We start from the raw sequence: 16,783 nt of genomic DNA, 5'->3' as shown, positions 1-16,783 counted from the left end.
GCAGGACTGGTCGATCCTCCAAGTCGCCTGTCCAGTCCACAAGACCCTGTTCAGGTACTGGACCGTAACCCGGCCCCGCAGCGCGCCCCGGCTCACCGGTACAGCGCGGCCCGCTCCAGCGCGCTCCAGGTCGTGCTGGTGACGACGTACAGCGCCGCCGCGAGCGGTATGACCGCCACGGTGACGAGCGTGAAGAAGGACATGAACGGCATCACCTTGCCGACCGCCGCGAGCCCGGGCACGTGACCGCCGTCCCCCGCGGGCACCGCGACGGGGTTCTTCGCCGCCATCAGCTTGGTGCGTCGGTAGTTGAAGGCGGCGACGGCCGCGACGAGGACGAAGAGAACGACGTAGACGAGCCCGGCCGGTCCGAACAACCCGCCGTCGGCGAGGGCGTCGGCCCAGCGGCCGCCGAGCGGCGCGGCGAGCAGGGAGTGCGTCAGCAATCCGTTGCTCGCGCCGCCGATCGAGGTGTTCGAGAACAGGTGGTAAAGGAGGAAGAAGGCCGGAAGCTGGAGCAGGCCGGGCAGGCAGCCGGAGAGCGGCGACACCTTCTCCTCGGCGTGCAGCTCCAGTACCGCCTTCTGCAGCCGCTGCGGATCCTTGCCGTGCTTCTCACGCAGCTCCGCGATCCGCGGCTGGAGTTCGGCGCGGGCGCGCTGGCCACGGGCGGCGGCCCGGGACAGGGGGTGCACGAGCAGCCGTACGAGCGCGGTGAACAGGACGATCGCCGCGGCCGCCGCGGAGGCGTGGAAGAGCGGCTGGAGCAGGTCGGCGAGCTGCTCGACGAGGTGCGCGAAGACGGACATGGGGGTGGACATGGGTGAGCCCTTCGGGACGGGGTGCGTCGGCGCCGGTGTGACCGGAGTGGACAGGACGGCACGACGACCCGCGCGAGGGCACCGGTGAGGACCGGCGGTCTCGTCGGTGAAGGCGAGGAGAGGGGTGCCCTACGCGCGGATCGTCGCGAGGGCGTGTCCGGGCGCCCGGGGCCGGCGGCGTCCCGGGGCGTCGGGGTCGCGCTGGGGCAGGAAGGCCGTACGGCGGGCCCGGTCGCGTATCGCGGTGCGCACCCGGTGGGGCGGGACGGCGGGCGCGCAGCGGGCGGCCAGCAGCGAGCAGGCGGCGAGGGCGGACCCGGCGGCGGCCGTCGCGGCCAGGGCGACGGCGGCGGAGAGGCCGCCGGTGTCGAGGAGCACGGCCTGGAGCACGAGCAGGTGCACCAGCACCAGAAGGAAGGCGGCAGGCGCGAGAGGACGCGCGACGCGGCTGCGGCCGATCACGGCACCCCCCTCTCTCTTCCCCTGCCGGGACCGGTTCCCGGCCCCCTCGTTCCTACAACGCCCGGACTCCCCGCGATGGTTCCACATCCACGGCACAGACCTCCCGGCCGCCGGCCTCCGGGGCTCCGCTCCCCGGGCCGCCGGCGGACCTGCGGGGCGGGCGCCCCCGGGAATAGCCTGGGAGCAGAGCGGCATCGCGAGCGATCGGGCCCTTCCGAAGCGGTCCACGGGTGACGTGGACCGAGGGGGACGCAGAACCGCGGGGGACGTGACGAGGGAGGCGAAAGCCGTGCCCTGGAATCTGAACGGCACGTATCTGGAGAGCTGCAACTGCGACGTGGTGTGCCCCTGCACCACCTCGGGCCTCACCGCACCGGCCGACCACGAGCGCTGCCAGGTGACCTTCGCCTTCCACGTGGACAGCGGGACCGTGGACGGCGTGGACGTCGCCGGCCGCAACGTCGCCGTCTTCATCGACGCGCCCCGGGTCATGGCCGACGGCGGCTGGCAGGTGGCGCTGTACCTGGACGCCTCGGCCGACGACGGCCAGGCGGACGCGCTCGGCAAGGTCTTCTCCGGCCAGGCCGGCGGGCCCATGGCGGCGCTCGCCCCGCTCATCGGCGAGGTCCTCGGGGTGGAGCGCGTCCCCATCGACTACCGCGACGACGGCCGCCGCCACTCCGCGCGGGTGGGCGACGCCATCGACATCGAGATCGAGGACCAGGTCGCACCGCAGTACGGCGAGGACGGTCCGGTCATGGGCCTCACCGGCATGTTCCACCCGGTGAACAGCACGTTGACGATCGCCAGATCCAGCCGCGCTACCGGCGCCGGCGTCCACGGCCGGTCCTGGGACTTCTCCGGCGGCAACGCCCACTCGGCGCCCTTCACGTGGTCGGCGTGACCGGCCGGTCGGTCGCCGTCGGCCGCGGGGCGGCCGCCCCCTCCGCACTGCTGCTGGTCGCGGCGGCCGCCGCCTGGGTGTGGATGGTCGCGCGTTGGGGCGGCACGCCGGCGACGACCGGGACCATGGGGCTGGGCCTGCCCGCCTTCCTGGCCGTGTGGACGCTGATGATGGCGGCCATGATGCTGCCCGCGACGGCGCCCGTCGCCGGGCTGTACGCCCGCACGATCGCCGTTCACCGGGTGCCGCGCATGGTGGTCTTCACCGTCGCCTACCTGCTGGTGTGGGCCGCCGCCGGGCTGCCGGCCTACGGACTGGCGGCCGCCCTGGGCCGGGTGACGAGCCTGCCCGTCGTGGCCGGGACCGCGGTGGCCGCCGCCGTCTTCGCCGTCAACGGCGTGTACCAGCTCACCCCCCTGAAGGACCGCTGCCTGGCGAAGTGCCGCTCGCCGGTCGGGACGATGCTGCGCTACGCCTCCTACCCGGCGCCCTGGCGCGATCCGCGTGCCGGCCTCCACCACGGGGCCTTCTGCCTGGGGTGCTGCTGGTCGCTGATGGTGGTGCTGGCGGCCTTCGGCGTGATGAACCTGTGGGCCATGGTGGTCCTCGCCGCCGTGATCTCCGTGGAGAAACTGGCTCCGGCCGGCCACCTGGTGGCCCGTGCCGTGGGCATCGCCTCGCTCGCACTGGCCGTCGCCGTCTTCTGGGTCCCGGCGCTGGCCCCGGCCCTCACCGGCGGCGGCATGACCGGAATGTGAGGACCGGGGGCCGCACCCCGGGAAACCACGTACTCCACCTGTGTCACCGGTCGGCAGTACGGTGTCACCCATGCGCCCCGACACGCCTGCCGAGAACGTCGACCACACCGCCGAAGCGGCACGCCTGGAGCGGACCGCCGGCCTGTACCCCGAGGACGCCGAAGCCCTGCTCCTGCGCGCCGCGGCCCATCTGGAACTGTCCGGCGACCGCCCCGCCGCGACGACGCTCTACGACCGCCTGCTGTCCTCCGCCGACGGCCTGGATGACCCCCACCTCGTCCGCGCCCTGAAGGCCTCGAACCTGTGGGAGTACGACCACGAGGCGGAGGCCAGGGCGATCATCGACGGCATCCGCGCGTCCGCGCCCCGCGACCCGGCCCCCTGGGTGATCGTCGCCGAGTCCCTGGAGTCGCACGACGAGCTGGAGGCGGCGGAGCAGACCTTCACGCAGGCGGCCACCCTCCTCCTGCCGGACGGCACGGAGCCCTCGTACGGCACGCACCCCCTCCTCTACGGCCGCCACCGCGTCCGCCGCATGCTGGGCCTGCCCCACGACCACTGGGACACCCTCGCGGACAGCCTCCATACCTCCCCGGTCTCCCTGGACGAACTCCACGACCCGAAGCGGGTCTGGTCCCTGGGCTCGGACAACCCGGCGGAGCTGGCCGCGGAGATCTCCCGCCTCAACGCCGAACTGGGCGCCTACCGGGAGGCCCTCTCCCGCCCGTTCCCGGTGGCGGTCCTGCACTGGCCGGCGGCCGAACTGGCGGAACTGCTCGCGGCCTACGCCGACCTGGCCACCGAGTACCCCTCCCACGACGCCCACCTGGCGACCATAGAGGCCTCCCTCCGCGAACTGGCCTCCTCGGGCACCCCCAACCTGGGCATCGTCACCGGCACGGTCCCGTCCTACGAGGCCTTCGCCGCCTCGGAGAGCTCGAGCCCGTCCGACCCGACCCTGCTCCCCCAGTACGCCACCACCCTCGCGGCCCGCGGCCGAGCCGTCGCCTGGCCCCCGCAGCGGACGGCGCACTGCTGGTGCGGTTCGGGGCGGGCGTACGGCGAGTGCCACGGAACCCCGGACGCCGCGGTAGCCGTCTAGAGAGCTGGTCCCAGCGGAACGAGGCGGAGGGGGCGGACCCGGCCGTGCCCCAACCCTGGCTCGCCCTCTCCCTCCTCTGCGCCGCCCTCTGCACGTCCGTCGGCGCCCACGGCACCCACGCCGCCCTGCGCGCCCGCCGGTCCCTGGGCCGACTCGGCGTGCGGGGCGTCCAGACCCGGGGCGAGGTGGCCAACTCCCCGCGCCGCGTCGGCACGTCCTACCACCCACCCCAGATCCGCTACGAGGCCCCACCTCCGGGCCACCCCTCAGCCCCCGCCACCCAGACCTACCGCCAGGTCCCCCTGAACCCCGACGCCCCCAACGCCCTGTACCGCGGCACCCCGGTGACCCTTCGCTACGACCCGGCGGACCCAAGACGCGCGGTGGTGGTCCGCACGGCGAAGTCGTACTCACCCACCGCGAACTTGGTGTGGTGCGCGCTTTTCACGGCCTTCGGGGTCGGGTTGGCGGTTTTCTCCCTCCTGTAGCTGCGGACGCCTGTCAGTGCCTCCTGTTAAAACAGATGCACATTGAAAGTGGTCGAGGGGGGCAAGGTGGCGGAGCCGGGGGAACAGGTGCAGCCGGTCGCCGGCGTGTACGAGCAGCTGATCACCGAGGACGTGAGCAAGGCGCTGGGACAGCTCGAGGCCGAGGGGTGGAAGGCCGTCGACGCGGAGGTCAGCGCGGAGTCGGCGCCCCATGTGCTGGCCCGTCACATCGGTGAGGTGGTCGCCCGCAGGCTCCATCAGCTGCCGCCCGCCCAGCAGGTTCGGTTCGCCAACCAGATCCTCACGTCGCTGAGTACCGCTTCTCCCGAGCTCGGCGAAGCCTCGCCGGTCAGCACGGTCGCAGAAGGCCCGCGGCAGTTGCTCGCCCTGGCGAAGCAGGAGGCACCCGGGGCCTACGCGATCCGGCCCCTCACCCCGCTCTCCGAGACGTCGCTGCTCACGAACTCGCCGGAAGACCTCAGCCTGGGCTCGGAACTGCGGGCAGAACTCGCCACGGCCGACCGCATCGACCTGCTCTGCGCCTTCGTGAAGTGGTACGGCATCCGGGTCCTCGAGGAGGCTCTGCGCGCCGCCAAGGAGCGGGGCGTACCGATCCGGGTCATCACGACCACCTACATGGGCGCCACCGACCGCCACGCGCTCGACCGCCTGGTGCGCGACTTCGGTGCCACCGTCAAGGTCAACTACGAGATCCGCTCCACCCGCCTGCACGCCAAGGCGTGGCTCTTCCGGCGCAAGACGGGCTTCGACACGGCGTACGTCGGCAGCTCGAACCTCTCCAGAGCCGCACTGCTCGACGGCCTGGAGTGGAACGTCCGGCTGTCCTCGATCGCGACTCCCGCGGTGCTGGACAAGTTCGAGGCCACCTTCGACGCGTACTGGAACGACACGGCGTTCGAGACGTACGACCCCGAACTGCACGGTGAGCGCCTCGACGGAGCACTGGCCCAGGCAGGCGGCGGCACGTCCGCCACCGATCTGAAGATCAACCTCTCCGGTCTCGAGGTGCGGCCCTTCCCGCATCAGCGGGACATGCTGGAACGGCTCCGCGTCGAACGGGAGGTCCGAGGACGCCGCCGAAACCTGCTGGTCGCCGCGACGGGCACCGGCAAGACCGTGATGGCGGCGCTGGATTACCGAAGCCTGTGCGGACCGTCGAAAAGCAACCGGCCGAAGCTGTTGTTCGTGGCCCATCGCAAGGAGATTCTCCGGCAGTCGCTGCGCACATACCGGGAGGTCCTCGACGATGCCTCGTTCGGCGAGCTGCTGCACGCCGGTACGGAACCCCGGTCCTGGGAGCACGTGTTCGCCAGCGTCCAGTCACTCAACGTCTCGAGACTCGAGCGACTGGCACCCGAGCACTTCGACATCATCGTCATCGACGAGTTCCACCACGCCACCGCGACCACGTACCGGCGGGTCATCGACCACTTCACTCCGCGGGAGCTACTGGGCCTCACCGCGACCCCAGAGCGGATGGACGGGCGAAACGTCCAGGACGAGTTCTTCGACGGCCGGATCGCCGCCGAACTGCGGCTGTGGGAGGCCCTGGAGAACGACCTCCTCTGCCCCTTCCACTACTTCGGCATTCCGGACGGTACGGATCTGACGAACCTCGGCTGGCAGAAGGGCGCGTACGCCGACCAGGAACTCGGCAACCTCTACACGGGCAACCACGCTCGTGCCCGGATCGTGGTGAAGCAGATCCGGGACAAGGTGTCCAACCCAGGCGCGATGAGAGCACTCGGTTTCTGCGTCACCAAGGCCCACGCCCACTTCATGGCGGACTTCTTCCGCCAGGCCGGTTTCCAGGCCATAGCGCTCGACAGCGACTCTCCGACCGAACTGCGCGCCCGGGCCCTCTCCGAGCTGGGCGACGGGAAACTTCAGGTCATCTTCTCGGTCGACCTGTTCAACGAGGGGCTGGACATCCCCGACGTGGACACTCTGCTCCTCCTGCGCCCCACCAACAGTGCCACCGTCTTCCTTCAGCAGCTGGGGCGAGGACTGCGGCGCACCGAGACGAAGCCCGTACTCACCGTGCTCGACTTCATCGGGCAGCACCGCGCGGAGTTTCGCTTCGAGGAGCAGTTCCGGGCTCTGACCAACCTCTCGCGGAACCGGCTCGTCGATCACATCGAGCACGACTTCCCGCAGCTGCCGTCCGGCTGTCAGATCATCCTGGAGGGCAAGTCCAAGGACCTCGTCCTGGACAACATCCGTACGCAGTTGGGCGCCACCGTGAAGACGCTGGTGAACGAGGTCAAGGCATACAACACCCCTCGTCTCGCCGACTACCTTCGCGAGAGTCGCCGGGACATCAAGGAGCTCTACAAGAGTGACAACTCCTGGACTTCCGTGCTGCGGCGAGCCGGTCTGACCGAGGAGGCCCCGGCTCCGGGCGAGGCGGCGCTACTCAAGCGGGTCCACGCGTTCCTCCATGTCGACGACCCGGAGCGGGCCGCGGCCTATCTCCGGCTACTCGAGGAAGGCGCTCCGGTCTACGAGGATCTGACTCCGGGCGACCAGTCGTACGCCCGCATGCTGTTCTTCAACCTGTGGGACAACGCGGGCGGGTTCACCAGCTTCCAGGAGGGCCTTGAGTCACTGCGCGTTCAGCGGGCGCTCCGCGACGAGCTGCGGCAGGTGCTGTCACATGTCATGGAACAGGCGGACCACTTCCCGATCCCGCTGACCGGCCGGCTCAGCCATGTCCCACTGAGAGTCCACAGCGCGTACAACCGTTCCGAGATCCTCGCCGCCCTCGGAGTGGCCCGCTTCGGCGGGCAGATGCCGCGATCCTTCGCGCAGGGCGTGCAGTGGGTCGATGAGCTGAAGACGGATGCCCTGCTCATCACGCTGGAGAAGAACGAGAAGGACTTCTCACCCACCGTCCGCTACAAGGACTATGCCCTGAGTCCGACGCTCTTCCACTGGGAGTCCCAGAACTCGACAGCGGAGAACTCCCCTACCGGCATGCGGTACCGGCAGCACAAACAGCGTGGGAGCCACGTCCTGCTGTTCATGCGCCGCTACAGGAACACCGACATAGGTAAGTCTCAGCCGTGGATGCTCCTCGGCCCGGCCACCTACGAGAGCCACACCGGCAGCAAGCCGATGGCGATCACCTGGCGTCTGGATCACCAGCTCCCAGCGGACGTGTGGACCTACTCAGCGATCACCGCGAGCTGAGCGCGTGAGGCGGAGGACCTGACGGCCCTGCCTCACTCTTCGCCCTCTTCGCCCTCCGACGTAGCGGACGGCGACGGCTCGTTGCTCTGGCCCGGGGGGCTCGGGGTGGCCTGGGGCGGGTGGGCCGTGTTGCCGGGGTGGTGGGTGGAGGGGTCCTGGGGGCGGGCGCCGTTGTTGCCGTGGGTGGTGTGGGGCGTGGGGGCCGCCGGGGAGGACGGGGGCAGGGTCCTGGAGATGGGCTGGGCGTGGGGGGTGGCCGGGGTGGCGGCCTGAGCGCGGGGGCCGGATGTGCCGGACGTGGGCTGGGTGCGCGTCGGTCCGGAGCCGGGCTGGGTGCGGGGGGCGGCCGGTGGGGCGGTGCTGGGCCCGTTGCCGGGTGTCGCCTTGTGGGACGCCGGGTGATCGGGGGTCGTGGCGGTGGAGCTCGCCTCGGCCCGGTCGTCGCTGGTTCCGCTGGTGTCCGGGGAGACGGCGAAGGCCGTGCCCAGGGCCACGGAGATGGCGGCCAGGGCGGTGCCCACCGCCAGGCGGCGGCCGTGCCGGCGGCCGTCCGCGGGCCGCGCGGGGCCCGGTCCGACGGCGGCGTCCGCGGTGGTCGGGCGGAGCGCTGCCGGCGTTTTCAGACCCTCCGTACGGGCGGGGCGGGTTGCCGTCGGTCGCCGCGTCATCGCCATTCCCGTGGCAGGGTTGGCCGCGGTACCGGGCGCGTTCAGGGCGGCCAGGGTCCGCGCGCACTGTTCGGCGTCGGGGCGGGCCTCGGGGTCCTTGGCGGTCATGGCGCGGAGCAGGGTCGCCAGGTCCGGGGAGATCCAGGGAGGGAGCTCCGGTGCGCGCAGGAGGCGGGCGACCGCGGCCTCCAGCGCGGTGCCCGGGTATTCCAGTTCCCCTTTGAGGCACTCCAGCAGGACCAGGCCGAGCGCGTAGACGTCGGCGGGCGGTCCGACGTAGCCGCCCTCGACCTGCTCCGGCGCCAGATACGCGGCCGTGCCCGTCAGCACGTCGGGGGCCGTCTGGCGGGTGGCGTCCGTCAGGCGCGCTATGCCGAAGTCGGCCAGGTGGGGGTCGCCGGCCGGGTCGAGCAGGACGTTCGACGGTTTGACGTCGCGGTGCACTATGTCGGCGCGGTGGACGTGGGCGAGCGCCCGGGCGAGGGCGGCGCCGAGGGCCGTCACGCGTCGCTCGGGCAGCGGGCCGCTCTCCAGGAGGCTGTGCAGCGTGGGGCCTTCGACCAGTTGCATGACCAGGTACGTGTGGTCGTCCTCGCGGCCGGAGTCGTAGACCGTGACCAGTCCGGGGTGCTGCAGGCCGGCGAGCAGCACGGCCTCCGCCGTGAGACGGTCCTCGGTCTGCGGGCCCGGGCCAGGCCGGAACACCTTGACGGCGACGGGCCGTCCGAGGCGTGTGTCCACGCCCTCGTAGACGTCGGCCATGCCTCCCGATCCGATTCTCGCGCCCAGCCGGTAGCGTCCGGCGAGGACGCGCGTGGAGCTAGCATCCGCTGCGACCGGCGCGGGGGCCGTCGGGACTGCCGTTCGGCTGGCCTTCATCTAAGTCTCCGTTGCTGTCACCTCGTGCCGGGCTCGGCCATGGGCCGTACTCCGAGCCGGGTACCCGAGCCCGTGTCAGGTATCCGGACCAAGTCGCCGGTTCGAGGGGCGTCGGGACCGTGGCGCGGGGTCCGGTCGGGGGGACGGGGCGTGAAGTACGCCCAGCGGGCGGGCGGTCGGGCGGCCGGGACCGCCGCTACGCTCTCGGTGGATTCTGCGACGAAGAGCCGACACGGGGGTCTGCGATGAGCGCGACTGTCACTGCCGTCAGCAGCAACGGCGAGTACTCCTTCACCAAGCCCAACCGGGAGCGGATCACCCTGCTCGCCGGGCTCGGGGTCGAGGGGGACGTGCATGCCGGGGTGACCGTGAAGCACCGGTCACGTGTAGCCCAGGACCCGACCCGGCCGAACCTCCGGCAGGTGCACCTCATCCATGAGGAACTGTTCGAGGAGGTCGCGGCGAGCGGGTTCCGGGTGGCCGCCGGGGAACTGGGCGAGAACATCACCACCCGGGGGATCGATCTGCTGGGGCTGCCGACGGGGGCGCTGCTCCGGATCGGGGACGAGGCCGTCGTGGAGGTGACCGGGCTGCGCAATCCGTGCCTCCAGATCGACGGCTTCCAGCGGGGGCTGCTGAAGCAGGTGGTGGGACGCGATGCGGACGGGCGCGTCCGCTACCGGGCCGGGGTGATGGGTGTGGTGAGGGTGGGCGGCGTCGTGCGCGCCGGGGACGCGATCTCCGTGGAGCTGCCCGACGGGCCGCACCGGGAGCTCGAGCGGGTCTGACCACACGGGTTCATGTGGTCCGTCCGGTCCGTGCGCTCCACGCCGTCCGCTCCGTGCGCTCCACTCGGTCCGCGCGGTCGGTTCGGTTCCGGGCGCCGCCGTCGGCCGTCGGCCATCAGCCGTCGGCGGTCGCCGAGGGACGACGGCGGTTCGTGCGGCGCCCGGGAGAGCGGGGTGGAGGACCGGGGCGGCGGCGGGGACTACGCCGTCGCCGCCAGGTCGGCGCGGCCGAACAGCAGGGCGTAGCCCGCCGGGAGTTGGGTCAGGACCCGGGTCGTCAGGGGCTCGCCGACGGTGTCCGCGAGGACGCCGAGGACCGAGGTGACGTCCCAGCGGGCCGTGGCCGGGGTGGCGTCCTCGTCGAGGTGGCTCGCCACGGACTCGACGAACTCGCGCGCGGACAGCGGGGCGTTCGCGGGGATCTGGGAGGCGACCAGGGTGCCCGCCTGCCTGGGCAGGGCCTGGGCGAGGGCGACGCGCTCCTCGCCGGTCACGTGGCCGCCCAGGGCGGTCAGGACGGTGCGGGTGACGTGTTCGGCCTCGGCCGCGGTCGAGTACCGACCGGCCTCGCGCACCGCGTCGACGAGTTCCTCCCAGCGCGCGGTGTCGGCTCCGGCCTCGGGGGCGATCGGGCGCAGCGCCGGGGTCACGGCGGGGGCGATGGGGGCGGGGGCGGGGATGGTCGTTCTCGGCTGCGGGGTCGTCACGGTCATCGGGGTGGATCCTCCTACGGGACACTTCGGGACACCGGGGAGCCCGGTACCCCGGAATGCGGCGTGCATGAGGCGGAATTCAGCCAAAGTGCGGTATGTGGTGGCATGCGGTCCGTGCGACCAGTGCGGCTCGGGGGCCGGCGCCCGGCACGACGGGCGGGTCGACGGCGGCGCTCCGCGGCCCCCGGTCGGGGCCACGGAGCGCGGGGTGATGCGACCGGGGGCGGTCAGCCGGTGATCTGCCTGCGGCCGCTGTCTCCGCCGCTGATCTGGATGCGGCGCGGCTTGGCCTGTTCGGCCACCGGGATGCGCAGGGTCAGGACGCCCGCCTCGTACGAGGCGTCGATGCGCTCGGTGTCGAGGGTCTCGCCGAGGAAGAGCTGACGGGTGAAGGTGCCCGTGGGGCGCTCGGCGACGATCATCTCGGCGCCCTCCGGCGCGGGGCCGCGGCGCTCGGCGCGGACGTTGAGGACGTTGCGTTCGACGTCCAGCTCGATCGTCTCCGGGTCGATGCCGGGGAGGTCGAAGTGGACCAGGAAGTCGTCGCCGGAACGGTAGGCGTCCATCGGCATGGCCGACGGGCGGCCGGCGGCGGCGTTCGCGGGACCGAAGACCTGCTGCGCGAGTCGGTCGAATTCGCGGAACGGGTCCGTACGCATGAGCATCACGGCTCACTCCTCTCACCAGGTGCTGGGTGCGATGCCCTACGCCTTCTTATATAGCTCGGAGCCGGAAAGTTGACAAGCCACGACTCAGCTTGTTGGAGCCGTATGGGCGCGCGCTAGCCTCGGAGCAGGTGGTGAAGCCACCCGAAGCACACCAAGACGTGACGACTAGATGGAGGCAGCTCATGGCCAGGGTTCCCAGCGCGGTGGTCGCCGCGACCGGACTCGTCGGCGGGTACGGCGTCGCACGCTGGACCGGGAAGCGGCAGCTCGGCGGGGTCGTGCTGGCCGCCGCGGGGACCGCCGCCGCGCAGCAGTGGCGCAGGCGGGCGGGCGGTAGGGCCGCAGGGGCGCTGACCGCCGGGTACGTCGCCGCGTTCGCCGGATCGCATCCGCTGGCCAAGAAGGTCGGCGCCTGGCCGTCCGTCCTCGGCGTCGCGGGCGCGGTCGCCCTGGCCTCCTGGGCCGTCGCCGACCGACGCGGCTGAGCGGAGCGGCTGAGCGGAGCGGCTGAGCGGAGCGGCTGAGCGGAGCGGCGCGGCGGAGTCACGCATCCGGCCGACGCGGCTGAGCGGCGCGGCCGAGTTGCGCGTCCGGCCGTCGCGGCTGAGCGAGGCGGCTGAGCGACGCGGCCGAGTCGCGCGTCCGGCCGACGCGGCTGAGCGGCGCGGCCGAGCCCCAGAGCGCTGGACGGCGTCGACGCCCCACGGTGTCAGGCCGTCGGGCCGTCCACCGCCACCCGCGCACCCGGCGCCACCCGCTCCCCCTCCGCCCGGAACGACCGCCGGTACGCCTGCGGGCTGGTCCCCACCACCCGGCGGAAGCGTTCGCGGAAGGCCGTCGGGGAGCCGAAGCCCACCTGCACGGCGATCCGCTCCACCGGATGCGGCGTCGTCTCCAGCAGGTACTGGGCCCGCCGCACCCGCGCCCGGTGCAGCCACTGCAGCGGCGTCGTGCCGGTCTGCTCGCGGAAGCGGCGGTTCAGCGTGCGGCTGCTCATGCGGGCCCGGGCGGCGATCTCGTCCAGGGCGAGATCGCGGTCGCAGTTGTCCTCCAGCCAGGCCAGCAGCGGCTCCAGGGTCGCGCCGGCCGGCGCCGGCGGCAGGTCGTGCACGATGAACTGGGCCTGCCCGCCCTCCCGCTCCAGCGGCATCACCGACATCCGGGCCACGTGCGCGGCGACCGCAGAGCCGTGGTCCCGGCGGACCATGTGCAGGCACATGTCCAGAGCCGCGGCCGCGCCCGCCGAGGTCAGGAACTGGCCGTTGTCGACGTAGAGGACGTTCGGGTCGACCGTGACCGCCGGGTACCGCTCCGCCAGTTCCCGCGCCGCCCGCCAGTGCGTCGTCGCGCGCAGCCCGTCCAGCAGTCCGGTGGCCGCGAGGACGAACGCGCCCACGCAGATCGACGCCACGCGCGTGCCGTTCGCCGCCGCCGCGCGCACCGCCTCCGCGACGCCCGGCGGAAGCGGCAGCGCCGGATCGGCGACGCCCGGCAGGACGATCGTGTCCGCGTCCGCCAGCGCCTCAAGGCCGTACGGCGCCCGCACCGCGAAGACGCCCCCGGCCGCGCTCACCTCCCCCGGCCCCGGTCCGGCTCCCGGGGAGCAGACCCGCACGCGGTAGGCGGGGCGGCCGTCGGGCAGCCGGGCCCAGCCGAAGGTGTCGATCGGGACGGAGAGGTCGAACGGGATCACCTGGTCCAGCGCCAGGACGGCCACGGTGTGCATGGCGGGAAAGTAGCCGTACGACGGGTTACCGCCAAGCGGCGGGGGCGGCAACCGCTCCCCTGCACCCTGAGGGAGGGCGGCGGCGAGAATCCGTCGGGTGCTGGCAATCCGGCCACTGCCGCGTGATCGTTGCGCCGCCTAGCCTCCTGCCGTGACCAAGTTCCTCCTCGCCGTCCACGTCATCGCCGCCATCGTCGCCATCGGGCCCGTCACGGTCGCCGCGAGCATGTTCCCGCCCGCCGCCCGCCGCGCCCTGAGCGCACCGGACGACGACCGGGCCGCGGAGACGCAGGCGCTGCTGCACCGGATCTGCCGGGTGTACGCCGTCGTCGGCGTCGTCGTCCCCGTCTTCGGGTTCGCCACGGCAAGCGGCATGCACGTGCTCGGCAGCGCCTGGCTGATCGCGTCCATCGGCCTCACGGCGCTGGCCGCCGTCGTGCTGGGAGCGCTGGTGCTGCCCGCCCAGGCCGCGCTGGTGGAGGGGGCCGGCAGCCACCGCAGCACCGCTCGGCTGGCCATGTTCACCGGCGTGTTCAACCTGCTGTGGGCGGCCGTGACCGTGCTGATGATCGTGCGGCCCGGCTCCACGACGGGCGCGTGAGGCCGCACCCGCCGTACCGGCACCGCCCCCGTCGCCGTCGACGGCCGTCCGCCGGTACGGCCCACCGAGACGGACCGGCGCCTTACAGCTCCGCCTGACCCGCGCCCTTCAGCGCGCCCAGGTCGAAGACGTCGCCCATCCTGGCGAAGCCCAGGTCGCTGGGGTGCAGATGATCGCCGGAGTCGTACGCGGGCCGCAGTCGCCGCGCGTCGTACGGGTCCCGCAGGGCCTGGTCGAAGTCGACGACCGAGTCGTAGACCCGGCCGGACCGGATCTCCGCGTTGACCTGCTGCCGCACCGCCTCACGGGCCGGCGTCCAGCCGCGGTGGCCGCGGAACGGCATCAGGGTCGCGCCCACCACCCGGAGCCCGCGGGCGTGCGCCTGGCGGACCAGGGTGCGCAGGCCTTCGGTGATCCTGTGCGGGTCGGCGAGATCCGGGTTGCGGATGATGTCGTTGATGCCGAGGTCGATGACGACGACCTTCACATTGGTCCGGGACAGCGCGTCCCGGCCGAAGCGGCCGAGGCCGCTCTGGTTCTCCGCCGGCCGGCCCAGCCCGTCCGCGAGGACCTGGTTGCCGCTGATGCCCTCGTTGACGACGCCGTAGCGCGGCAGGGCGCCACCGGCCGCCACCGCCGTGTGCAGCCGGCCCGCGAGGACGTCGGTCCAGCGGCGGTTGGCGCCGACCGTGGACGTTATGCCGTCGGTGATCGAGTCGCCGAAGACGACCGCCGTGCCCGTCGCCTCGTTGCTCAGCACGTCAAGGGCCGTCAGATAGCGCCAGTACGGCGTCTGTTCGGTGTACGCGGCGCCCGTCGCGTCCTCCGTGCGGTCGCCCTGGGCCACGTACGACATCTGCTGCGCGTGCGGGTGGTAGGTGACCGGGCCCGACGGGGTCGGCGAGTACGTGGTGACCAGCACGTCGGAGTCGTGCGGGACGACGACGCGCACGGCGTCGCTGAGCACCTGGCCGCCGGCCGGGATCACGACGCTCGCGGCGCCGTTGAACGTCAGCCGCCGCATCGTCGCCGCGTCGGCCTCGGCCGTGTCGTGGCCCACCGCCACCGCCAGGGAGGCGTGCGAGACGGTCAGCGGGGACTGCCCGTAGAGGTTGGACAGCGTGATGCGGGCACTCGTACCCGCGGTGCTCGCGTGCACGACGTTGCGCACCGAACGGCCGGCGAGACCGGTGGTCTCGGTGCCCGGCTCGCCGCCCACGGGCGCCGTGGACCAGGCGCCGACCCAGGTGCCGGTCGACGCGGGAGCGACGGAGGAACCATGACGCGGGCGGCTGCCGGCGAAAGTGCCACTGGGGGTGCCGTCGTCCGCGGCCACCGCGACGTAGACGGCTGCACACACGGCCACGATCAGCGCGACCAGCGCGCTGAGCACGGCATAACCATGACGCTTGGTCATGCTTGCGTTGTTCTCCTCGGGAGATGGGAGCCCGAGGCTCCGATCTTGATGAACCCATGATGCGTCATGGGCTCGGGAGACCTGACAGGACCCTGCCCGAAACCCCCTACAGACAGACGCCGGGAACTCCTGTTTCGTTCCGGGAGTCGGTCAGGAAGGGACAATTGTGCGCGGGATCACCGCACGCGCCGAGCACGGGTGGAGCTGATGGAACAGACCGAGACACGAACAGCGGACCGGACCACGACGCAGCAGACCGCGTCGCACCGGACCATGAACGCCTTCACCCCCGCCGACGAGGAACGGCGGCGGGGCGTACGGCGCATGAAACTCACCGCGACCGGACTGCTGCTGTTCGTCGCCCTCGTCTACGTGCTCTCCCGGCTCGCCGCACACCAGGGCGCGGGCCCCTGGGCGGGCTACGTGGCCGCCGCCGCCGAGGCCGGCATGGTCGGCGCGCTCGCCGACTGGTTCGCCGTCACCGCCCTCTTCCGGCACCCCCTCGGGCTGCCCATCCCGCACACCGCGATCATCCCCACCAAGAAGGACCAGCTCGGCATCTCCCTCGGCGAGTTCGTCGGCGAGAACTTCCTCTCCCAGGACGTCGTACGGCAGCGGCTGCGCGCCGTCGGCATCGGCAGCCGGCTCGGCGCCTGGCTCGCCCTGCCCGAACACGCCGACCGGGTCACCGCCGAACTCGCCACCGCGCTCCGCGGCGCCCTCACCGTCATGCGCGACCGGGACGTCCAGGCCGTCGTCACCGAGGCCGTCACCCGGCGCGCCGACATCCAGGAGATCGCCCCCGGCCTCGGCAAGATGCTCGAGCGGATCGTCGCCGACGGCGGCCACAAACGCGTCGTCGACCTCGTCGTCGCCCGCGCCCACGACTGGCTCGAACTGCACCGCGCCGACGTCATGAGCGCCGTCGAGGGCGGAGCACCCGGCTGGACCCCGCGCTTCGTCGACAAGAAGGTCGGCGACCGCGTCTACAAGGAACTGCTGCGCTTCGTCACCGAGATGCGCGACATGCCCTCCCACCCGGCCCGCGGCGCCCTCGACCGCTTCCTCACCGACTTCGCCTCCGACCTGCAGTCCGACACCGACACCCGCGGCCGGGTGGAACGGCTCAAGGGCGACATCCTCGGCCGCGCCGAGGTGCAGGACCTGATCGCCTCCGCCTGGACCGCCGTGCGCTCCATGGTCGTCGCGGCGGCCGAGGACGAGCGCAGCGAACTGCGGACGCGGGTACGGGCCGCCCTGCTGTCACTCGGCAACCGGATGGCGAGCGAGCCCAAGGTGCAGCAGAAGGTCGACCACTGGGTCGAGGGCGCGGCCGTGCACGTCGTCACCACCTACCGCAAGGAGATCACCTCCCTGATCACCGACACCGTCGCCGGCTGGGACGCCGAGCACACCACCCGCAAGATCGAGGCGCACATCGGCCGCGACCTGCAGTTCATCCGCATCAACGGCACCGTCGTCGGCTCGCTGGCCGGCCTGCTCATCTACGTCGTCACCCGCGCCGTGGGCGCCTGAGCCGGGCCCGGCCGGCGCCCCCCGTCGTCCCCGCGCCGG

General features: G+C 72.5%; 16 protein-coding genes. 9 read left to right on the top strand and 7 right to left on the bottom strand.

What is annotated here, in order from left to right:
• Window positions 1-92 precede the first annotated feature (92 nt).
• Both ACFYU0_RS09105 and ACFYU0_RS09100 read right to left on the bottom strand, forming a co-directional pair.
• Window positions 93-809: a YidC/Oxa1 family membrane protein insertase gene (locus ACFYU0_RS09105; RefSeq protein WP_389299908.1), complete on the bottom strand. Its 717-nt coding sequence runs from the start codon at window positions 807-809 to the stop codon at window positions 93-95.
• Window positions 810-950: 141 nt separating this feature from the next.
• Complete coding sequence (locus ACFYU0_RS09100; protein WP_351665194.1) at window positions 951-1,283, bottom strand: DUF6412 domain-containing protein; 333 nt, start codon at window positions 1,281-1,283, stop codon at window positions 951-953.
• Window positions 1,284-1,572: 289 nt separating this feature from the next.
• Here ACFYU0_RS09100 and ACFYU0_RS09095 point away from each other — a divergent pair, with 289 nt between their 5' ends.
• The 5 genes from ACFYU0_RS09095 to ACFYU0_RS09075 all read left to right on the top strand — a co-directional run bounded on the left by ACFYU0_RS09095 (window position 1,573) and on the right by ACFYU0_RS09075 (window position 7,748).
• On the top strand, window positions 1,573-2,187 hold the full coding sequence (locus tag ACFYU0_RS09095; RefSeq protein WP_351665196.1) for a DUF1326 domain-containing protein: 615 nt from the start codon (window positions 1,573-1,575) through the stop codon (window positions 2,185-2,187).
• A complete protein-coding gene (locus tag ACFYU0_RS09090; protein ID WP_389299035.1) occupies window positions 2,184-2,945 on the top strand; it encodes a DUF2182 domain-containing protein in 762 nt (253 codons plus the stop codon). The genes ACFYU0_RS09095 and ACFYU0_RS09090 overlap by 4 nt, the downstream gene beginning before the upstream one ends.
• A gap of 70 nt (window positions 2,946-3,015) precedes the next feature.
• On the top strand, window positions 3,016-4,047 hold the full coding sequence (locus ACFYU0_RS09085) for an SEC-C domain-containing protein (protein WP_389299032.1): 1,032 nt from the start codon (window positions 3,016-3,018) through the stop codon (window positions 4,045-4,047).
• A complete protein-coding gene (locus ACFYU0_RS09080; protein ID WP_389299029.1) occupies window positions 3,984-4,535 on the top strand; it encodes a DUF3592 domain-containing protein in 552 nt (183 codons plus the stop codon). Before ACFYU0_RS09085 ends, ACFYU0_RS09080 begins: the two co-directional genes overlap by 64 nt.
• 66 nt (window positions 4,536-4,601) lie before the next feature.
• Window positions 4,602-7,748, top strand: a complete 3,147-nt coding sequence (locus tag ACFYU0_RS09075) for a DUF3427 domain-containing protein (RefSeq protein ID WP_389299027.1) — start codon at window positions 4,602-4,604, stop codon at window positions 7,746-7,748.
• Between the two features lie 32 nt (window positions 7,749-7,780).
• Here ACFYU0_RS09075 and ACFYU0_RS09070 read toward each other — a convergent pair whose 3' ends face one another.
• Window positions 7,781-9,178: a protein kinase gene (locus ACFYU0_RS09070; protein WP_389299024.1), complete on the bottom strand. Its 1,398-nt coding sequence runs from the start codon at window positions 9,176-9,178 to the stop codon at window positions 7,781-7,783.
• A gap of 362 nt (window positions 9,179-9,540) precedes the next feature.
• Here ACFYU0_RS09070 and ACFYU0_RS09065 point away from each other — a divergent pair, with 362 nt between their 5' ends.
• Window positions 9,541-10,083, top strand: a complete 543-nt coding sequence (locus tag ACFYU0_RS09065) for an MOSC domain-containing protein (protein WP_351665208.1) — start codon at window positions 9,541-9,543, stop codon at window positions 10,081-10,083.
• A 200-nt stretch (window positions 10,084-10,283) separates the two neighbouring features.
• On the opposite strand, the gene ACFYU0_RS09060 is transcribed toward ACFYU0_RS09065, so the two are convergent.
• Together ACFYU0_RS09060 and ACFYU0_RS09055 are read right to left on the bottom strand one after the other, a co-directional pair.
• Window positions 10,284-10,796 (bottom strand): DUF2267 domain-containing protein, encoded by a 513-nt coding sequence (locus ACFYU0_RS09060; protein ID WP_389299020.1) that lies wholly within the window; start codon window positions 10,794-10,796, stop codon window positions 10,284-10,286.
• A 227-nt stretch (window positions 10,797-11,023) separates the two neighbouring features.
• On the bottom strand, window positions 11,024-11,461 hold the full coding sequence (locus ACFYU0_RS09055; RefSeq protein ID WP_351665212.1) for an Hsp20/alpha crystallin family protein: 438 nt from the start codon (window positions 11,459-11,461) through the stop codon (window positions 11,024-11,026).
• 185 nt (window positions 11,462-11,646) lie between these two features.
• Here ACFYU0_RS09055 and ACFYU0_RS09050 point away from each other — a divergent pair, with 185 nt between their 5' ends.
• Window positions 11,647-11,949 carry a hypothetical protein gene (locus ACFYU0_RS09050; RefSeq protein ID WP_351665214.1) on the top strand — a complete coding sequence of 101 codons (303 nt, stop codon included), beginning with the start codon at window positions 11,647-11,649 and terminating at the stop codon, window positions 11,947-11,949.
• 224 nt (window positions 11,950-12,173) lie between these two features.
• Here ACFYU0_RS09050 and ACFYU0_RS09045 read toward each other — a convergent pair whose 3' ends face one another.
• A complete protein-coding gene (locus ACFYU0_RS09045; protein WP_389299017.1) occupies window positions 12,174-13,190 on the bottom strand; it encodes a GlxA family transcriptional regulator in 1,017 nt (338 codons plus the stop codon).
• A 151-nt stretch (window positions 13,191-13,341) separates the two neighbouring features.
• Between ACFYU0_RS09045 and ACFYU0_RS09040 the strand changes: the two genes are divergently transcribed.
• Window positions 13,342-13,791, top strand: coding sequence for a hypothetical protein (locus ACFYU0_RS09040; protein WP_389299015.1), 450 nt, complete (start codon window positions 13,342-13,344; stop codon window positions 13,789-13,791).
• Window positions 13,792-13,873: 82 nt separating this feature from the next.
• Here ACFYU0_RS09040 and ACFYU0_RS09035 read toward each other — a convergent pair whose 3' ends face one another.
• Entirely contained in the window at window positions 13,874-15,208 is a 1,335-nt protein-coding gene (locus tag ACFYU0_RS09035; RefSeq protein ID WP_389299012.1) for an SGNH/GDSL hydrolase family protein, read from the bottom strand.
• 207 nt (window positions 15,209-15,415) lie between these two features.
• On the opposite strand from ACFYU0_RS09035, the gene ACFYU0_RS09030 reads away from it, so the two are divergent.
• Window positions 15,416-16,744 carry a DUF445 domain-containing protein gene (locus tag ACFYU0_RS09030; RefSeq protein ID WP_389299009.1) on the top strand — a complete coding sequence of 443 codons (1,329 nt, stop codon included), beginning with the start codon at window positions 15,416-15,418 and terminating at the stop codon, window positions 16,742-16,744.
• Window positions 16,745-16,783 lie beyond the last annotated feature (39 nt).

The sequence above is a fragment of the Streptomyces sp. NPDC003720 genome (genome assembly GCF_042875075.1).
In the GTDB taxonomy this organism is placed as follows: Bacteria; Actinomycetota; Actinomycetes; order Streptomycetales; family Streptomycetaceae; genus Streptomyces.
The sequence above is the reverse complement of the archived record's forward strand: the minus strand, read 5'-3'. Positions and strand labels throughout refer to the sequence as shown.

Excerpts from the sequence above, each read along its gene's own strand:
- ACFYU0_RS09105 (WP_389299908.1), bottom strand. The coding sequence starts at position 809 with ATGTCCGTCTTCGCGCACCTCGTCGAGCAGCTCGCCGACCTGCTCCAG.
- ACFYU0_RS09085 (WP_389299032.1), top strand. The coding sequence starts at position 3,016 with ATGCGCCCCGACACGCCTGCCGAGAACGTCGACCACACCGCCGAAGCG.
- ACFYU0_RS09070 (WP_389299024.1), bottom strand. The coding sequence starts at position 9,178 with ATGGCCGACGTCTACGAGGGCGTGGACACACGCCTCGGACGGCCCGTC.
- ACFYU0_RS09065 (WP_351665208.1), top strand. The coding sequence starts at position 9,541 with ATGAGCGCGACTGTCACTGCCGTCAGCAGCAACGGCGAGTACTCCTTC.
- ACFYU0_RS09060 (WP_389299020.1), bottom strand. The coding sequence starts at position 10,796 with ATGACCGTGACGACCCCGCAGCCGAGAACGACCATCCCCGCCCCCGCC.
- ACFYU0_RS09055 (WP_351665212.1), bottom strand. The coding sequence starts at position 11,461 with ATGCTCATGCGTACGGACCCGTTCCGCGAATTCGACCGACTCGCGCAG.
- ACFYU0_RS09050 (WP_351665214.1), top strand. The coding sequence starts at position 11,647 with ATGGCCAGGGTTCCCAGCGCGGTGGTCGCCGCGACCGGACTCGTCGGC.
- ACFYU0_RS09045 (WP_389299017.1), bottom strand. The coding sequence starts at position 13,190 with ATGCACACCGTGGCCGTCCTGGCGCTGGACCAGGTGATCCCGTTCGAC.
- ACFYU0_RS09035 (WP_389299012.1), bottom strand. The coding sequence starts at position 15,208 with ATGACCAAGCGTCATGGTTATGCCGTGCTCAGCGCGCTGGTCGCGCTG.
- ACFYU0_RS09030 (WP_389299009.1), top strand. The coding sequence starts at position 15,416 with ATGGAACAGACCGAGACACGAACAGCGGACCGGACCACGACGCAGCAG.